At 63.9% G+C, this 2,013-nt stretch carries 2 protein-coding genes; one reads left to right on the top strand and one right to left on the bottom strand.

Features of this window, described 5'->3' with window-relative positions; genetic code table 11:
• Positions 1-1,254: c-type cytochrome (locus tag DFP89_RS19900; RefSeq protein WP_147273375.1), on the top strand; the 1,254-nt coding region annotated here is incomplete at its 5' end.
• 198 nt (positions 1,255-1,452) lie between these two features.
• Here DFP89_RS19900 and DFP89_RS19895 read toward each other — a convergent pair.
• Positions 1,453-1,965 carry a transposase gene (locus tag DFP89_RS19895; protein ID WP_245948910.1) on the bottom strand — a complete coding sequence of 171 codons (513 nt, stop codon included), beginning with the start codon at positions 1,963-1,965 and terminating at the stop codon, positions 1,453-1,455.
• Positions 1,966-2,013 lie beyond the last annotated feature (48 nt).

Genomic DNA, 2,013 nt, shown 5'->3' with positions numbered 1-2,013 from the left:
TGCCAGAGGTCATCAGCGGGGTTGAGTTCCGCGACGGCGTCCGCCACATTCAAGCTGCCGCCTGATCAAGCGTCACCAACTTTCGAGCATATCTCATTCGCCCGCGCTGTCCGTCGCGGCCTCGCCCGCGATGGCAGGCATCTTTACCCGGCGATGCCCTATGACGCCTATGTCGGCATCACCGATGAGGACATCGCCGCGCTTTACGCCTATTTCACCCAAGGCGTGGCCCCGGTCGATGCGGCGCCCGGGCAGCGGACCAGCCTCGCCTTTCCCTTCAACCTGCGCTTCGCGATGACCGGCTGGAACCTGCTTTATGCCGGGGGCGATCCCTTTACACCCGACCCCGCCCTGACCGAGGCCCAGAACCGGGGCCGGTATCTGGTCGATGCGCTGGCCCATTGCGGCAGTTGCCACAGCCCGCGCGGGCTGTTGATGGGGCCGGTGCGCGGTGCCTATCTGACGGGCGGCGATGTCGGGCCGTGGTATGCGCCGGACATCACCGCTGACGCTGGCAATGGCATCGGCACATGGTCGCCCGAACAGATCGCCGCCTATCTTGGGACCGGCCATGCCGAGGGCCGGGGTCAGGCCGGCGGGCCTATGGCCGAGGCGGTCCAGAACAGCCTGCAGCACGTCACCGATGATGACCTCGCGGCCATGGCCGCCTATCTGAAGACGGTCGCACCGAAGGATGCCGGCTCAGGCACGGACGCGACCTCGTTCGGGGCGCCGAAAAGCGACGAGGCGACGCTTCGCGGCACCCATCCGCAAAACGCCAATGACGGGCTGACCACCGGGGCCGAGTTGTTCAGCGGCTATTGCGCCAGTTGTCACCAGCCCGATGGCGCCGGCAGCACGGGCCAGTCCTATCCGTCGCTTTTCCACAATTCCGCGACCGGCGCGGCTTCGGCCACGAACCTGATCGCGGCCATCCTCTACGGGGTCGATCGCAGGGTCGGCGACGCGCATGTCTTCATGCCGCATTTCAACAGAGGCTCTTTTGTCGGGGCGCTCAGCGACGAGGAAATCGCCGGAATCGCGAATTACGTCCTGACCACCTGGGGGAATGCCGGTGCCGCGAATGTCACCGTTGCCGATGTCGCGCAATCGCGTCAGGGCGGCCCGGTCGCGCCCCTTGCCCGGCTTAAGCCCTATCTGCCGGCGATCATGGTGGTCGGGGCGGTGGTGCTGCTCTTCATCATCGCGGCGATGATCCGGCTGATCCGTGACCGACGACGCGCTGTCGCCTAGCGTGCTGGCCAGATGGTCGCGCAGAGCGTTCCGGCCGCGCTTCGATCTGGGACCCGCCGTGGCGATCAGTTTGGCACGAGATCCGATGCCGAATGAGAAATGCGCCTTTCACGGGCGCTTGACCGTTCGCGTGCAAGGCGGCGGCAAGCCTTGGACCTATCGCTTTGTTTTGGATTTAGTCTCCAGACGCATTGATCCTCAAAGCCAGAAGATGGCGGTTGCAGCTAGGGCGGATAGGAAGGTCTCGGCGCATCTGTCATAGCGGGTTGCGACCCTGCGCCAGTCTTTCAGACTACCGAACATGATCTCGATGCGGTTGTGGCGGGGGTAGCGCCGCTTGTCGTAGGGGACAGCCTTGCTGCGCGATTTCCGACCGGGGATGCGAGGGCGTATCCGTTTGTCTTTCAACGCTTCCCGGAACCAATCGGCGTCATAACCCCGGTCCGCGATCATCCATTCGGCAGCGGGCAGACTGTCCAGCAGGGCGGCGGCACCGGTATGGTCGCTTGTCTGGCCTGCGGTCATGAGGAACTTCATCCTCGCGAAGACCCCCATGTCACCCCACCGCTTCCAACGGTTGTAGAGCGTCTTCGGCTGGCCATACTCACGCGGGGCGTTGCGCCAACGCAAGCCATTGCGATTGATGAAGATTATGCCGCTTGACTGTTGATTGCCACTGAGATTTGACCCGGCAACAGCGGAAATTGTCATTGAGAATTGACCCATGTGCAACCTTGCCCCGGCTTGAACCAGCTGGGG

Source organism: Paracoccus lutimaris (assembly GCF_003337565.1).
Lineage (GTDB): Bacteria > Pseudomonadota > Alphaproteobacteria > Rhodobacterales > Rhodobacteraceae > Paracoccus > Paracoccus lutimaris.
Note: the sequence above shows the minus strand (reverse complement) of the source record. Positions and strands in the feature narration are given on the sequence as shown.

What these genes read in the sequence shown, in the direction of transcription:
- DFP89_RS19895 (WP_245948910.1), bottom strand. Translation starts at nt 1,965, where the DNA reads ATGACAATTTCCGCTGTTGCCGGGTCAAATCTCAGTGGCAATCAACAG.